Below are 13,564 nucleotides of genomic sequence, written 5' to 3' on the forward strand. Positions count from 1 at the left end.
GCAAAGTCCGCGCTGGCGATTGCGGCGCGGACTGCAGGGGGAAGGCCATCGAAAATCGGAAGGGAAACCGCCGCCGGTGCAGGAGCAAGTACATTGAACCGGGCCATCATTCGTCCTCCATGCGGTGGAGAATGTCTTCGGCGGCGCGGATCAGTTCGCGCAGTTCCTTGCGCAACTGCTTGCGTTCGAGTGAATCAATCTTCCCGTCCTCAAACGCGCTGATCAGCCCCCTCGAAACGTCCATCGCCTCCGAAAGGATCACGTGGGCGTCGCGCTCACTGATGCGCGTTCCGGAGCGCAGCGCCTCCTGCAGCGGCGTCAATTGGTAGCCCAGCTGGCGCGCCGCCTCTTTGATGATGATCGGCGACCCGGCGCGGCGATCCGCTTCGACTGCGATGTCAACCGGGATTAGGCTTTCGCGGAATTCATCGCTGTTGGAAGCATATTTCGACAGCGTCGAAACGCCGACACGGGTACGGGCGACTTTGCCGCGGAGTGCGGAATGAAGTGCGCGGAACCAACGTTCCGTACCTACCTCGTCGACAAGCACGGCTTGGCACCCGACGCGAGCGATGACGACGTGCGCGACTGCGTCCGCAAAGCTCTGAAAATCAAATCCCGCAGCGAACTGAATGCCGCCGGCCGGTGGTTCGCCATGCGCGCCGAATTCCAACTGTGGGAGAGACACGGATGACCGAGATTGAGCATCACGGCACGGTCGCAATGACCGGTTCCCCATCACCCCAAGATCGGGTGGTGGATAGGGGTGTACCAGAACGCCCTGACTTAGAGCGTCGGTTGGCTGAGGCAAAAATTCATTTGGCTGAAATGTCGCCGGCAGCCCAGCAGGCCATGCGGCAGGCCCAACGCGAAAGCTGGGTTCGCGGCGAAATGCAGCTTGACCGAAGCGACGCGCCGTCTCCGCCCCCACCGATTTCGCGGGGTATCACACCCGAGCATATCGATGAGTTGCGCCGGTCGGCCCTGATGATCCGCCGCTGGATACCGGAAACCTTCCCTGAAGACGAGAATGGGCAAATTCACTTTGCCCGCGCCGTCATTGAATCTGTTGCCAGCACTATCGAGCGCGCTCTCGGCATACCGGATGGTGGTGCCGACACCGAAGCAGGCGAGCACCAAGAGGTCCTAGTCGCCATCCAATCCCACAATTCCGGAGAAGAAGAATGAGCCGTATCTATCTCGCGTCCTCTTGGCGCAATCCTTATCAGCCCGACGCCGTCACCATGCTCCGCGCCGCCGGCCACGAAGTCTATGACTTCCGCAATCCGCCGAACGGCGTCCCTGGCTTCGCATGGTCGGAGATTGATCCCGACTGGCAGGGCTGGAAGGCGTCAGAGTATCGCAAGCTGCTGACGACCCATCCTATCGCGGCGCGCGGCTATATGAATGACTTTCGTGGGATGGAGTGGGCAGATACCTGCGTACTTCTCCTACCGTGCGGCCGTTCAGCCCACCTTGAAGGCGGATGGTTCGCCGGTCGTGGCAAGCGCCTGATTATCTGGACACACGATGGCGAAGAGCCGGAGCTGATGGCTCTGATGGCAAACGCTATCTGTGTAAGCGAAGCCGAGGTACTCAGCGCACTCGAAGGAAAGGCCATCGTAACGCCTACACCATCCTCCTATGACACCTTCGAAGGCGATGTTACCGAATGGAGCGTTGCCTGATGGACCAGCGCGCACTATTCGAGGCCGCCGTCGTCACTCGGCTGAAGGAGAGCGGATTTCTCGAAATCCAGATCCGCGTTGAATGCCTTGTGCGTTGCGACGACGGGTACCAGGACGAGGTTGTCAATGCGGGCTGGCACTACTGGAACGCCGCTTTAGCCGCCCAAGCGCCGATTTCGCGGGGTCCAGCAGACATCGACCAAAAGGCGCTTACCGTCGCTGACGACATTGTGCGTCAGATGATGGAAAAGGGAGCCTTGCTTGCCATCCGCAACAACGAAGGCACCCTTGTGCCCGTGCCTCTTGAACGCCAATTCCAGCTGAAGGCCGGGTGGCAGATCTCCATTGCTTCCGCGCTCAAACTTCAACAGGGTTATCAGCCAGCCACGTTCATCACCGGATGGGATACGGACGCGAGCTACGTTCCCCCCGAAAAGATCTTTGTTAACGGTATCACCTACGTGCCTGCGCATGCCGAAAGTTACGGCCCTACCTATTTGGACTTCATCACTCCCGACGAGATCTTCGACAAGGGGCCGGCCGCAGTCAAACTGTGGCAGGCGGCCAAGCGCGCCGAAATCAACCGAACCAAGATCCCAGATCATACGAAATCAAGCGGCCTCCACCCATCCCATGCGACCCGAGCCAGCGACGCAAGCACCTTTGACGAGGTATGCACGACCTGTGGAGCAACAGACATAGCGGGCGGAGGTTGGGGAAAGCTTGCAGATCCGTGCCCGTCTCCATCAACCGGCGGGGCAACCGGCGATGAGTAAGGGAGCGACGGTCCGCCGCAGGGAAGCGACATACCGCAAAGGATACCTTGCCGGCGCCAGCACTTTGCATGAAGCGATGAGGTACACCGAGCAAGTCGCTGATGTCCTAAAGGAGGATGGCGGAGGATGGATGCCCTGCACTGGCTGCCACGAGACCGTTGATGGGCAGGAAACCGGTCGCTATCCATGGAGCAACATATTCGGCTGCATCACGGGCTACGGATGCCGGGAATGCGGCGGCATCGGTGTCCGTTGGCATGAACCGATCACAGATGCTGACATGAGGGCAATGCTTTCGCGCGACGAGGTTGCTCATGAGTAGTCGCCGCGACCGCATCCGAGCGAAGATCATGGCGCGGGTCGAGATCGACCCCGTTACCGGCTGCTATAATTGGACCGGCCCAACTTCCGGCACTGAGGGTCGCGGTGCAGATTACCCGCGCATGTCGCTGGACGGCCAGACTGTTGCCGTCCACAAAGCCATGTGGACCAACGAGCACGGCTTCATTCCCGGAAAGAAAGAACTGGATCACGTCTGCCGCAACCGCCGTTGTGTTCGTCCCGACAATGACAAGCACGTCCAGATGGTCACGCGGAAGCGGAATGCGATGCGGAGGGAAGAAGCGCGTCGCGCCCGTCTTGGTCATAATGGCGGCCCCCCACTCGAATGTGAGGAGGTTCTCTGATGCCTGCAGCAGCCGTAGAGCGCGCCCCTACCGCCTGCCCACTACCGGCCGCCCGTGGCTTGAACCGCCTCCAGGCGGCCGCCTACGTCGGTGTGTCGCCAAGTCTATTTGACGAAATGACCAGCGATGGCAGAATGCCTAAGCCTAAAAAGGCAAACGCGCGCACGATATGGGATCGGCGCGCGCTCGACAGGGCCTTCGACCGTTTGCCCGGCGGCGATGGCGAAGAGGGTGACGGGTGGGAATTTGAGGTCTGATGCCGAAGAAGTTCAGTAAAAAATACGTCGTCGAGGACAACACAGACGGCGTCCTCCGGTTTTACTTTCGTAAGCGTGGCCAAAGAAAGATCAGGCTACCGGGGGTGCCGGGCAGCGATGAATTCAATCAGGCGTACTACGATGCACTGAATGGCGTCCTGACTGCAGAGCGCATCGGACCGAAGATGTCTACTGCGGGCACGCTCCGGTGGCTCTGTGAAAAGTATTTCCAGTCGTCCGATTACATCGGGCTGGACCCTCGCACCCGCCTGGTGCGCAAACAGATCATAGAACACATATGGGCCGAGCCAATCAAAGCCGGTTCATCAAAGATATTCGAAGACGTTCCGGTTTCGGCCTTGACCCCCAAGGCCGTCCGCGTCCTGCGCGATCGCAAGGCCGGGCTACCCGAGGCAGGTAACGGGCGCGTCAAAGCATTGCGCGCCGTATTCAGCTGGGCAACATCGAAGGATGTCGAGTTGGCGCTAACAAACCCAGCGCGAGACGTTGATTATTTTAAAGGCACCTCTGACGGCTTCCACACTTGGACGGAAGGCGAACTGGAGAAATATGAAGCCAGGCACCCGATCGGCACCAAGGCTCGCCTTGCTATGGCTTTGATGCTCTACACCGGACAGCGCCGCAGCGACATCATCTTGTTCGGCAGGCAGCACGTCAGCAACGGGCAGATCAAATTTACCCAGCAAAAGAACCGTCGCCGCAAGCCCATCACTTTGGAGCTACCTATCCATCCAGATCTGCAGAAGATCTTAGACGCGACCACCGGTGGTAACCTGACATTTCTTGTGACCGAGTTCGACAAGCCGTTCACTCCGAATGGCTTCGGAGGGTACTTTCGCCGGCGCTGCAACGAAGCTGGTCTGCCCCACTGCAGCGCCCACGGCCTTCGTAAAGTTGCCGCTACTCGACTCGCAAACCATGGTGCGACAGAGCATCAGATCATGTCCGTAACCGGGCACACCACGTCAAAGGAAGTTGCGCGGTACACCAAGGCCGCCAATCAAAAGAAGCTCGCGAAGAGCGCGATGCAGTTGATGACCGCCCCTGATGATTCACAAGATTGACTGGATTTATCAGGGGCTATTCTTCAGCGAGAGACACATTTTTCGGATGTGACGGCAGCGAGGGGAAGTCAACGCCGATCTGCTGCGCAACTACGGCAAACAGAGAGGTGAACATGGCCCAAATTGCCGTCACAGAAAGCCTTCTCGCTATCAAATGAGCCGTATCCGGTTCGCCATCATAGTGGAAGCCACACATGTAGCTTGCGCTGAAGCCCGCACTCGTCTCATCGGAGTCCGACTTGTTCTTTGAGATTTCTATTGTGCAGCGATAAACATACGACCCTCCCTCAAGAGGAAGCGGCTTGCCCACGACAGCACTATACGAATATTCACCTTCTTCGTCGGCACCGATCGAATAAGTAACGTTCGTGTTCACCAGCGAAATTGCAATAATGCGCGCTTCCGCTGGAAATTTATTATGGGCGCGTTTCGCCATACCGGGTCTTGATCGAGCTATCTTCTCAGCCATTGCTGGCCTTCCGTCCTTTCATTGCCTCCCGGAAAATATCCAGGCTCACAACACCGTTTTCGTTCTCGCCACCAGACTTGAATTCACGAACTCTCGTCGCCTCGAACTTCGTTTCGGTTGTCTTAAGATGGAACCATTCCATAAAACCCTCCGAGTTGTAATCGAAAGTTCTGGACGAAAACACGCCATCAATGCGATCGGATAGCTTACCGCATTCCAATTTTTCTTCGACCGCCTCAGACATCCAAGCGTTTAGTCTCAGGCCCTCGTCCGCTGCAGCCATTGCGGCGCGGCGGTGGGTTTCCGGCGTGAGCCGTACGTTGAAACTACCATTAAATGGCTTGGTCAGCGGGCGACCCAACTCCTCGCAATCCGCAATATAGGCGTCAATCAGCTCTTCAGCGGCCGCTTGCGCCTCCGATGCCATATCGCACTGCGCCACAAGCAAATCATCGATGTGAAGAACCTTTACGAAGAGCTTCCCATCATCAAATTCGACGGACGCCTGAAAGCCTTTGTAATTCACCGTTCTCATATCAACTTCCGTTCCACCAACTCGTTGCGAACCTGCTTCACCATATATTCTAACACCTCTGTGCCTGGATGAGGCTCATGAAGTCGAATAATATGCTTCGTTTCTGAATGCGCAAACCGACGCCGACTGCCCCCACCCGTAGACGTCTCAACATACCCCAAGTTTACCAAAAGCCGTACAAGATCCTTGTACGGAAAGGGGCCGCGACACGCCTTGAACTCTTCAATCAGCCGATCCGCGCGGGTCATTCGACAACACCAACGTCTATTCCACGACGAAGGTTCCGATGCAACTGATTTTTAGTCGCACATTCAACTCTAACGTATATGGAGACAGTTTCGGACAAGTTAAAGCCTTCGACGCGGAATCACGTTTAGATTGTGACCGCATCGTAAAGGGGGTATCCGGCAATCGCGCAAGGGGAAAAATTCAGTTATTCAACTTTAGAGCACTAACATCTCGCTAAAGCACAGTCGCCAACCCCGTCACCCGCTCACCATACACAGGACAGGAAGGGAACAAACGTGTCCAGCTTTTGGACCTGATGCGTAAGGTCTGGACATTCAGGCCAGTAAAAATCAATGAAAACAGCATTGTTTTTAGGTGCTGGTGCCCCGTGCCGGAATCGAACCAGCACTCCTCTCGGAACCTGATTTTGAGTCAGGCGCGTCTACCAATTCCGCCAACGGGGCACGGATACCTTTCGGGGTAGCAAAAAGCGTTTACACGAACCTTTTCGGAACGGTCAACCGGGATTTTCAAGATCAGCGGGCGGGAATCACAAAACTGTGCAATTCGCATCCGCAGCAAATCATTTACAGCATGGCCAATCCTGCCTAAAAGGCGGGAAGCGAAACTGGAAATCCTTGATGCTTCGACGCCTTTACGACTGGACAATGTCGCTCGCCGCCCGGAAATCCGCCGAAGCGTGGCTCGCCGTCATCGCATTCGTTGAAAGCTCCGTCTTTCTGGTTCCTGCTGACGTGCTCTACCTGCCGATGGCACTTGCCCGGCCGGAACGGGCCTATCGCTACGCGCTGGTGGCGACCATTGCCTCCGTGCTCGGCGGCATTGCCGGCTGGTATATCGGCCACTACGCCTTCGAGGCGCTGGCCAAGCCGATCCTGCATTTCTACGGCAAGCTCGAAGCCTTCGAGACGATGAAGGCATCAGTTGGCTACGAAACGCTCGTGCTTCTGCTTGTCACCTCCGGCCTGGCGCATCTGCCACCGATCAAGGTCGTGACCATTCTGTCCGGTGCTGCCAACATCAATCTCGGGCTTTTCATCGTCTCGGCGATCGTTGCCCGTGGCGCGCGTTTCTTCCTTCTGGCCTGGCTGTTGCAGCGCTATGGCGAAGAGATCCGCGACTTCATCGAAAAGCGCCTGGGACTTTTGGCAGCCGCCGCCGCCGGCTTGCTGATCGCCATCTTCGCCGCCTACCGTTTCCTTGCCTGACATCCCGATGGAGCCCGCCGTGAGCGCAAGCCTGACCCAGCCCCCCCGTGGCCTTCTGCCGTCCGTCCTCGCCACACTCGGCATGACGGGCACTGTCGGCGGCGCGCTCGCCTTCGAGCATATCGGTGGCTATATCCCCTGCGCGCTCTGCCTGATTCAGCGCACGCCCTATTATTGGGGCATTCCAATCGGCATCGTCGCGATTGCCACTTCTGTTCTCAAATTACCCGTTTGGACGACGCGCGCACTGCTTGTGGTCATTGCTATCCTGATGCTGGTGGGGGCCGGAACCGGCATCTATCACGCCGGCGTCGAATGGCATTTCTGGGAGGGCCCGGCGACCTGCGCGACGTCGGCATCCGGCGTTTCCGGCAATGTCGGCGACCTGCTCGGCGATCTCGACAGCAAGCACGGCCCATCCTGCACGGATGCGTCCCTGCGCGTACTCGGTCTTTCCTTTGCCGGATGGAACGTCATTGCCAGCCTCATCCTGGCAGCAATCGCGCTGCGTGGCGCTGCAAAGGCCTAAATCCTGCCACCGGTGCTCCTCGCTTTAATGGCGGGGATTCGGTTGCTCAGACCCTGGAGCAAGCGACCTTTTCACGCGAAAGATATCGCACGGCTGGATTCCTGTGACAGGCGCAGGAATGACGAAAGATGTTGGGGCACCTGCCCTGGCCTGCTCTCAAGCAATGGAATAGCTACGGCTGCAGTTCGACATCCCAGTAGAGATAGTCCATCCAGCTGTCATGCAGATGGTTTGGCGGGAACAGCCGGCCGTTGTTGTGCAGGTCCTGCACCGTCGGATGGAACGGCTTCTGATGCGGGAACATGCCGGCCTGGCGCGGCAGTTTGCCGCCCTTGCGCAGATTGCAGGGCGAGCAGGCGGCAACGACATTTTCCCATGTGGTCTGGCCGCCGCAGCAGCGCGGGATCACGTGGTCGAAGGTCAGGTCGTCGGGCGAGCCGCAATACTGGCATTCGAACCGGTCACGCAGGAACACGTTGAACCGGGTGAAGGCCGGATGACGGGATGGCTGCACGTAGCTTTTCAGGCAGACGACACTCGGCAGGCGCATGGAAAAGCTGGGGGAAGAGACCTGATGATCGTATTCGGCCAGGATATGCACACGGTCTAGGAAAACGGCCTTGATCGCGTCCTGCCAGGACCACAGCGACAAGGGATAGTAACTCAGCGGCCTATAGTCAGCGTTCAGCACGAGCGCTGGGAGGCCGTGTGGTGAGACTGCAATCGTCAAGCCAGTATACTCCTGCTCGATTCGGCACCTGCACCTTCTATATTAGGCCCGTTGCGTCAGGATTGTGAAGCCAAAAGCAAAAACGGAACAAAAGATTCGCTTTTTGACTTAAAGGGCCACCGGCGTGCCGTCCCGGCGCATTTCCGTGGCATAATAAGCCCAGAACAGACGCGCGGCGACACTGCGCCAGGGTGCCCAGAGTTCGGTCAGCGAATCAAGCTCGCGAACCGACGGACGCATCTCCAGCATCAATGCGTGACCGACGGCATTTTGAAGCGCCACGTCTCCAACCGGAAACACATCGGGGTGGCCGGCGCAGAACAGCAGATAGACCTCCGCCGTCCAGCGGCCGACGCCCTTGATCGCCGTCATTTCGCGGATTGCCGCACTGCCTTCGATCGAACAGATCGCCTCCAGATCGAGTTCGCCGGCAAGAACCGCGCGGGCGACAAGCCGAAGCGTGTCGGCCTTGGCGCGCGACAGGCCGACCAGTCGGCAGTCCTCATCGGACATCGCCGTGACACTGGCTGCATCGATGCTGCCGAGCGCCGTTTCCATCCGGTTCCAGATGGCGGCGGCGCTGGCTTTGGAGACCATCTGCGAGACAATGATATTGGCGATGCCACGATATCCGGGATCGGCGCGGCGCAGCGGCACCGGGCCGGCCTTCGACACGACATGCTCCAGCCGCGCGTCGAGCATGACCAGCCCGCTCAGGCCCGCATTGATATCCTCGTGCGTGCGGATGATCCGCATCTCCACCCCTCCGCTGCGCCACCGGCGTCCGGTCTATATAAGGGCAAAATCAATGGCTGGAAGCCCGCTTCCATGCCAAGAAGAAACTATGAACAAAACTGTGTCAAAACAACCGGTGTTCCGGTTCGCGCCAAGCCCGAACGGCCAGCTTCATCTTGGCCATGCGCTATCGGCAATCCTCAATCATGACATGGCAAAGGCAGAAGGCGGACGTTTCCTGCTGCGGATCGAGGATATCGATATTGCCCGGTGCACGCCGGAATTCAAAGCCGGGATCGTCGAGGACCTGGAATGGCTGGGGCTCGATTGGGAAAAACCGGCGCGGAGGCAATCGGAGCATCTCGATCTTTACCGGGAGGCGCTCGGCCAGTTGATAGATAGGAGTCTCGTCTATCCGGCCTTTTTGACACGCGGCGCGATCAAGGCTGCGGTTGCGGAATTCGAGGCGGATGGCAAGAGCTGGCCACGCGACCCGGACGGCGCGCCGCTTTACCCCGGCGAAGAGCGCAAACTATCGGTCGATGCCCGGCAACGTTTGCTTGCCAGTGGCAAGCCACATGCGTGGCGGCTGGACATGGGAAGGGCAATGGCTGAGCTGAAAGCGCCTTTGACTTGGCAGGAGACTGGCGCGGGGCCTAATGGAGAAACCGGCATGATCCCGGCCGACCCGGCCGCCTGGGGCGATGTCGTGCTGTCGCGCTCGGATGCACCGTCGAGCTATCATCTGGCGGTGACCGTTGATGATGCCTTGCAGGGGGTAACCCATGTCGTCCGCGGAAGGGACCTTTTCCACGCAACGGCCGTACACCGGTTGCTGCAAAGATTGCTGAACCTGCCGGAACCCATCTATCATCATCACCGGCTGATCCCAGGGCCGGACGGCCGCAAATTGTCGAAGAGCAACCGGGACACCGGCATCGCCGCATTCCGCGACGCTGGCAAGACGCCTGATGATATCCGGGCAATGATCCTATAGGACGTTTTGCCGGGGGGACTCAGCCTCCTCCGGTGCTGTATCCGCCTTCACCTCCTCCTGCCTGCGCCCCATGATGTGGCGGATCACCATGCGCTTGACCTTGTATTTCATGATCGCCGCGTTGATCTCCGCGCCGAGGATGAAGATGACCCCGACGATATAGAGAAAGACCAGCGCGATCATGATCGAGGCGAGGCCGGCATAGGTGGAGACGTAGGTGGCGAAGGTGGTGATGTAGGACGCAAAGACATAGGCGCCGATCGACCAGGCGATCAGTGTCAGGATGATACCCGGCAGGACGTCCATGATCTTGCGGCGCCCATCCGGCAGCCAGAGATGGCTGACGATGAGACCGGTGGTCAGCATGACAAAAACGCCGACAAGGCTCCAGCTGTCGATCATGGTCAGGAGGCCATTGAACCAGGGGAGATAAGTTCCGGCATAGCGGATGGCGAGCGGGACGGCGACGAGCAGCAGGCTGACGATCGCAAGAACAAGGACGCCAGCCAGAACGAAGGCAAGGCTTGCAACGCGTGTCTTGTACCAGCGACGGCTTTCCGCCACCCGATAGGCCCGGTTGAGCGAGACCCGCAACGCCTCGACACCATTGGATGCGAAATAGGCGGCAGCCAGCACCGACACCGTCAAAAGGCCACCGCGCGGGATGGTCAGCACCCGCACGACCTCATCGGAAATCGGCTTGGCGATCGATTCAGGCCAGGTATCGAAAATGAAATGGACGGCCGTCGTCGCGAATTGGTCAGCCCCCAGAAAGCTGCCAAGCGCGGTTCCGAAGATCAGGAACGGAAAGATCGCCAACAGGGTGGAGAGCGCCACATGGCTCGCCATGGCCCAGCCATCGTCTTCACTGAAATGCCAGACGGCATCGAAGACGACCTTCCAGGCTATGCGAATGAAGGCCGGCATTCTCTCTCCAACTGTCTGATCATGCGACTGCGATTGTAACCCGTTCATGAATATGGGAAACCGGGCAGCAATTTCTACAGGAAACGATCCATTATGACCGACCGTCCCTCGATAATCGTCACCGGCTGCTCGTCCGGCATCGGTGCCTGGTGCGCCCGCGCGCTCCTGAAGGACGGCTGGCGGGTCTTTGCCACGGTCCGGAAGACGGAGGATCTGGCTGCACTCGAAAACGACGGCATCGAAGCCTTCCTGATGGATTATACCAAACCGGACACCGTATCCAAACTTGTGGATGACGTGTTTGCCCGCACCGGCGGCAGACTGGATGCCCTGTTCAACAACGGCGCTTACGGCCAGGCGGGTGCTGTCGAGGACTTGCCGGTGGAGGCGCTGCGGCTGCAGATGGAAACGAATGTCATTGGCTGGCACGACCTGACGCGGCGGGTCATCCCGGCAATGCGGGCACAGGGCCACGGACGCATCGTCCAGTGCTCATCCATTCTGGGAATAGTTCCCTATAAGTGGCGCGGCGCGTATAATGCTTCGAAATTCGCCCTGGAAGGCCTGACACTCACCATGCGCATGGAGCTTGAAGGCAGCGGTATCGAAGTGAGCCTGATCGAGCCGGGACCGATCACCTCGCGCTTTACCGCCAATGCGCTGATCAATATCGAGCGCTTCATCGATCTCAAGGGATCGGTTCACGCTGTTGAATATGAAAAGCAGCTGCGGCGGTTGAAGGGCGAGAGCAGGCCGGCGAAGGGCAAGCTCGAGCCCGATGCGGTGTATACTGCGCTGAAACGCGCATTGACCGCAAAGAAGCCGAAGCCGCATTACATCGTGACGCAACCGGCCAAACACGGTGCGCTTTTGAAGAAACTGCTGCCGGCCGGGCTGTTCTATCATTTCATTGGCCGCCTCGGCTGAGTTGAAAGGCAAGGGTAAGTCACATGCATAGTTTTCTCACCGGTTTGACATTGCTCGTCATGGGCCTTGTCGCCATCGTTCTCGTCCGCGGCCTTGTCCATATGGCCAAGGGTGGCGACGGCAATACATCCAACAAGCTGATGCAGGCCCGCGTGTTCCTGCAGGCGGTGGCGATCGTCCTGATCATGCTGACCCTGTGGCTCACCGGCGGCGGCCGCTGAGCATGGTCAAACTCAACAAGATCTACACAAAGACCGGCGACGATGGCACGACGGGGCTGGCTACCGGCCCTCGCCGCCTGAAGAGCGACCTGCGCGTCGAGGCCTATGGCACGATCGACGAGACCAATTCCTTCATCGGGCTGGCACGCCAGCATACCCAGGAACTTGCCACGCTCGACGCGATGCTGATGCGCATCCAGAACGACCTGTTCGACCTCGGCGCCGACCTGTCGACGCCTGACACCGGCGAGACGCTGGCCTATGAGCCGCTGCGGATTATCGCAGCGCAGGTGACCCGGCTGGAGACCGAAATCGACGAACTGAACGCCGATCTCGATCCGCTACGCTCGTTCGTGCTGCCCGGCGGCAGCGGTGCAGCAGCCACCTTGCACATTGCCCGCACCGTGGCGCGGCGGGCAGAGCGGCTGATGGTAGACCTTGCCCGGATAGACGGCGAAATCGTCAGCAGCGAAGCACTTGCCTATATCAACCGTCTGTCGGATTTCCTTTTTGTCGCTGCCCGCTGGACCAACGGCAAGGGTAAATCGGATGTGCTTTGGCTTCCCGGAAAAAACAGATAAGCTTGACGCTCATCACCGTTTCGAGAGACTGACGCGCCTATGTTCATACCGCTGCACGACGCGAATTCCCTCAAGCATATCAAGGTCCAGTATGTCACGATCAGCCTGATCGTCATCAATACGCTCGTCTGGTTGCTGACCGGGCCGCTGCTGGTGCCGGAAGAATTCACCAATGCCGCAACGATGGGCCTTGGTTACATTCCCGCCATCGCCTTCGATTATGCGCATCTAGCGCCCAACCTCGTGCTGGTTCCCGATGACGTCACCTACCTCACCTACTCCTTCCTGCATGGCGACTTCTGGCATCTGGCCGGCAACATGCTGTTCCTCTGGGTCTTCGGTGACAATGTCGAGGATGCGCTGGGGCATTTCCGTTTTCTCGTCTTCTATCTTCTCTGCGCGGCCGCCGGCGCCCTCACGCACGGTCTGATCAACACGCAATCGCAGGCGCCGCTGATCGGCGCATCAGGCGCCATTTCCGGCGTCGTCGCCGCCTATTTCCTGCTGCATCCGAAAGTGCGCGTCTGGGTGCTGGTGCTGTTCCGCATTCCCCTGCCGCTGCCCGCCTTCATTCCACTGGCATTCTGGATCGGCCAACAGTTTTTCATGGTGCTCATCGATCCGGAAGGAGACGTATCGTGGGGCGCGCATGTCGGCGGCATCATTGCCGGGCTGATCCTGGTGGTCATTTTGCGACGCCGCGACGTACCGCTGTTCGACCGCACGATCGTCACGCCGCGCGCCGTGCGGCATGTTGAAGCAGCAACGACGGGGGCGCCACCCGCTGTTGCCGAGACGATCAAGAAGCCCACGCCTTGGGGCAGGCCCACCTGATTTTAACCCGGCAGGTGCAAGAAGACAGAGGTTATTGATTGAAAACAGCGCATTAGTCGAGCAAGCACGACAGCAAGCCACCACGGCCCTGCAGAAGATGATTGTATTCTTCCAATTAATTATTGACGCG

General features: G+C 58.8%; 20 protein-coding genes and 1 tRNA gene. 13 read left to right on the forward strand and 8 right to left on the reverse strand.

What is annotated here, in order from left to right; all coding sequences use genetic code 11:
* Positions 1-106: 106 nt before the first annotated feature.
* Positions 107-688 carry a hypothetical protein gene (locus ACSQ3J_RS27210; RefSeq protein WP_436040717.1) on the reverse strand — a complete coding sequence of 194 codons (582 nt, stop codon included), beginning with the start codon at positions 686-688 and terminating at the stop codon, positions 107-109.
* A 2-nt stretch (positions 689-690) separates the two neighbouring features.
* Here ACSQ3J_RS27210 and ACSQ3J_RS27215 point away from each other — a divergent pair, with 2 nt between their 5' ends.
* From ACSQ3J_RS27215 to ACSQ3J_RS27240, 6 genes are all read left to right on the forward strand, one after another.
* Positions 691-1,188, forward strand: coding sequence for a hypothetical protein (locus ACSQ3J_RS27215; RefSeq protein ID WP_436040718.1), 498 nt, complete (start codon positions 691-693; stop codon positions 1,186-1,188).
* The gene (locus ACSQ3J_RS27220; RefSeq protein WP_436040719.1) at positions 1,185-1,688 is read left to right on the forward strand and encodes a hypothetical protein; all 504 of its coding nucleotides are present in this window, start codon (positions 1,185-1,187) and stop codon (positions 1,686-1,688) included. The genes ACSQ3J_RS27215 and ACSQ3J_RS27220 overlap by 4 nt, the downstream gene beginning before the upstream one ends.
* Positions 1,688-2,464, forward strand: a complete 777-nt coding sequence (locus ACSQ3J_RS27225) for a hypothetical protein (RefSeq protein WP_436040720.1) — start codon at positions 1,688-1,690, stop codon at positions 2,462-2,464. The genes ACSQ3J_RS27220 and ACSQ3J_RS27225 overlap by 1 nt, the downstream gene beginning before the upstream one ends.
* Before the next feature lie 314 nt (positions 2,465-2,778).
* Positions 2,779-3,150, forward strand: coding sequence for an HNH endonuclease signature motif containing protein (locus ACSQ3J_RS27230; RefSeq protein WP_436040721.1), 372 nt, complete (start codon positions 2,779-2,781; stop codon positions 3,148-3,150).
* On the forward strand, positions 3,150-3,407 hold the full coding sequence (locus tag ACSQ3J_RS27235) for a hypothetical protein (protein WP_436040722.1): 258 nt from the start codon (positions 3,150-3,152) through the stop codon (positions 3,405-3,407). Before ACSQ3J_RS27230 ends, ACSQ3J_RS27235 begins: the two co-directional genes overlap by 1 nt.
* On the forward strand, positions 3,407-4,492 hold the full coding sequence (locus ACSQ3J_RS27240) for a tyrosine-type recombinase/integrase (RefSeq protein WP_436040723.1): 1,086 nt from the start codon (positions 3,407-3,409) through the stop codon (positions 4,490-4,492). The genes ACSQ3J_RS27235 and ACSQ3J_RS27240 overlap by 1 nt, the downstream gene beginning before the upstream one ends.
* Before the next feature lie 16 nt (positions 4,493-4,508).
* Here the strand turns inward: ACSQ3J_RS27240 and ACSQ3J_RS27245 are convergent, their stop codons facing one another.
* From ACSQ3J_RS27245 to ACSQ3J_RS27260, 4 genes are all read right to left on the reverse strand, one after another.
* Complete coding sequence (locus ACSQ3J_RS27245; RefSeq protein WP_436040724.1) at positions 4,509-4,961, reverse strand: hypothetical protein; 453 nt, start codon at positions 4,959-4,961, stop codon at positions 4,509-4,511.
* On the reverse strand, positions 4,954-5,496 hold the full coding sequence (locus ACSQ3J_RS27250; RefSeq protein WP_436040725.1) for a type II toxin-antitoxin system HicB family antitoxin: 543 nt from the start codon (positions 5,494-5,496) through the stop codon (positions 4,954-4,956). Before ACSQ3J_RS27250 ends, ACSQ3J_RS27245 begins: the two co-directional genes overlap by 8 nt.
* Positions 5,493-5,744 (reverse strand): type II toxin-antitoxin system HicA family toxin, encoded by a 252-nt coding sequence (locus tag ACSQ3J_RS27255; protein WP_436040726.1) that lies wholly within the window; start codon positions 5,742-5,744, stop codon positions 5,493-5,495. The genes ACSQ3J_RS27250 and ACSQ3J_RS27255 overlap by 4 nt, the downstream gene beginning before the upstream one ends.
* A 359-nt stretch (positions 5,745-6,103) precedes the next feature.
* A tRNA-Leu gene (locus tag ACSQ3J_RS27260) sits at positions 6,104-6,188 on the reverse strand.
* A gap of 177 nt (positions 6,189-6,365) precedes the next feature.
* Between ACSQ3J_RS27260 and ACSQ3J_RS27265 the strand changes: the two genes are divergently transcribed.
* Positions 6,366-6,953 (forward strand): YqaA family protein, encoded by a 588-nt coding sequence (locus tag ACSQ3J_RS27265; RefSeq protein WP_060506386.1) that lies wholly within the window; start codon positions 6,366-6,368, stop codon positions 6,951-6,953.
* Positions 6,954-6,960: 7 nt separating this feature from the next.
* Entirely contained in the window at positions 6,961-7,482 is a 522-nt protein-coding gene (locus ACSQ3J_RS27270) for a disulfide bond formation protein B (RefSeq protein WP_060506387.1), read from the forward strand.
* Positions 7,483-7,654: 172 nt separating this feature from the next.
* Here ACSQ3J_RS27270 and ACSQ3J_RS27275 read toward each other — a convergent pair whose 3' ends face one another.
* Together ACSQ3J_RS27275 and ACSQ3J_RS27280 are read right to left on the reverse strand one after the other, a co-directional pair.
* Positions 7,655-8,212: an HNH endonuclease gene (locus ACSQ3J_RS27275; protein ID WP_037125657.1), complete on the reverse strand. Its 558-nt coding sequence runs from the start codon at positions 8,210-8,212 to the stop codon at positions 7,655-7,657.
* 108 nt (positions 8,213-8,320) lie between these two features.
* Positions 8,321-8,968, reverse strand: coding sequence for a DNA-3-methyladenine glycosylase family protein (locus ACSQ3J_RS27280; RefSeq protein ID WP_060506388.1), 648 nt, complete (start codon positions 8,966-8,968; stop codon positions 8,321-8,323).
* Between the two features lie 88 nt (positions 8,969-9,056).
* Between ACSQ3J_RS27280 and gluQRS the strand changes: the two genes are divergently transcribed.
* Positions 9,057-9,944, forward strand: a complete 888-nt coding sequence (gene gluQRS / locus ACSQ3J_RS27285) for a tRNA glutamyl-Q(34) synthetase GluQRS (RefSeq protein ID WP_060506389.1) — start codon at positions 9,057-9,059, stop codon at positions 9,942-9,944.
* On the opposite strand, the gene ACSQ3J_RS27290 is transcribed toward gluQRS, so the two are convergent.
* Complete coding sequence (locus ACSQ3J_RS27290; protein WP_060506390.1) at positions 9,939-10,871, reverse strand: YihY/virulence factor BrkB family protein; 933 nt, start codon at positions 10,869-10,871, stop codon at positions 9,939-9,941. The genes gluQRS and ACSQ3J_RS27290 overlap by 6 nt on opposite strands.
* A gap of 93 nt (positions 10,872-10,964) precedes the next feature.
* Here ACSQ3J_RS27290 and ACSQ3J_RS27295 point away from each other — a divergent pair, with 93 nt between their 5' ends.
* From ACSQ3J_RS27295 to ACSQ3J_RS27310, 4 genes are read left to right on the forward strand one after another with little or no spacing between them, the layout of a single operon-like run.
* Entirely contained in the window at positions 10,965-11,798 is an 834-nt protein-coding gene (locus tag ACSQ3J_RS27295) for an SDR family oxidoreductase (protein WP_436040727.1), read from the forward strand.
* Positions 11,799-11,821: 23 nt separating this feature from the next.
* Positions 11,822-12,019, forward strand: coding sequence for a twin transmembrane helix small protein (locus tag ACSQ3J_RS27300; RefSeq protein WP_037099680.1), 198 nt, complete (start codon positions 11,822-11,824; stop codon positions 12,017-12,019).
* 2 nt (positions 12,020-12,021) lie between these two features.
* Positions 12,022-12,600: a cob(I)yrinic acid a,c-diamide adenosyltransferase gene (locus tag ACSQ3J_RS27305; protein ID WP_436040728.1), complete on the forward strand. Its 579-nt coding sequence runs from the start codon at positions 12,022-12,024 to the stop codon at positions 12,598-12,600.
* A gap of 39 nt (positions 12,601-12,639) precedes the next feature.
* Positions 12,640-13,434: a rhomboid family intramembrane serine protease gene (locus ACSQ3J_RS27310; RefSeq protein WP_436040729.1), complete on the forward strand. Its 795-nt coding sequence runs from the start codon at positions 12,640-12,642 to the stop codon at positions 13,432-13,434.
* Positions 13,435-13,564: the final 130 nt, after the last annotated feature.

Origin of the sequence: Rhizobium sp. LjRoot98, from assembly GCF_964252935.1 — a bacterium.
GTDB lineage: Bacteria > Pseudomonadota > Alphaproteobacteria > Rhizobiales > Rhizobiaceae > Pararhizobium.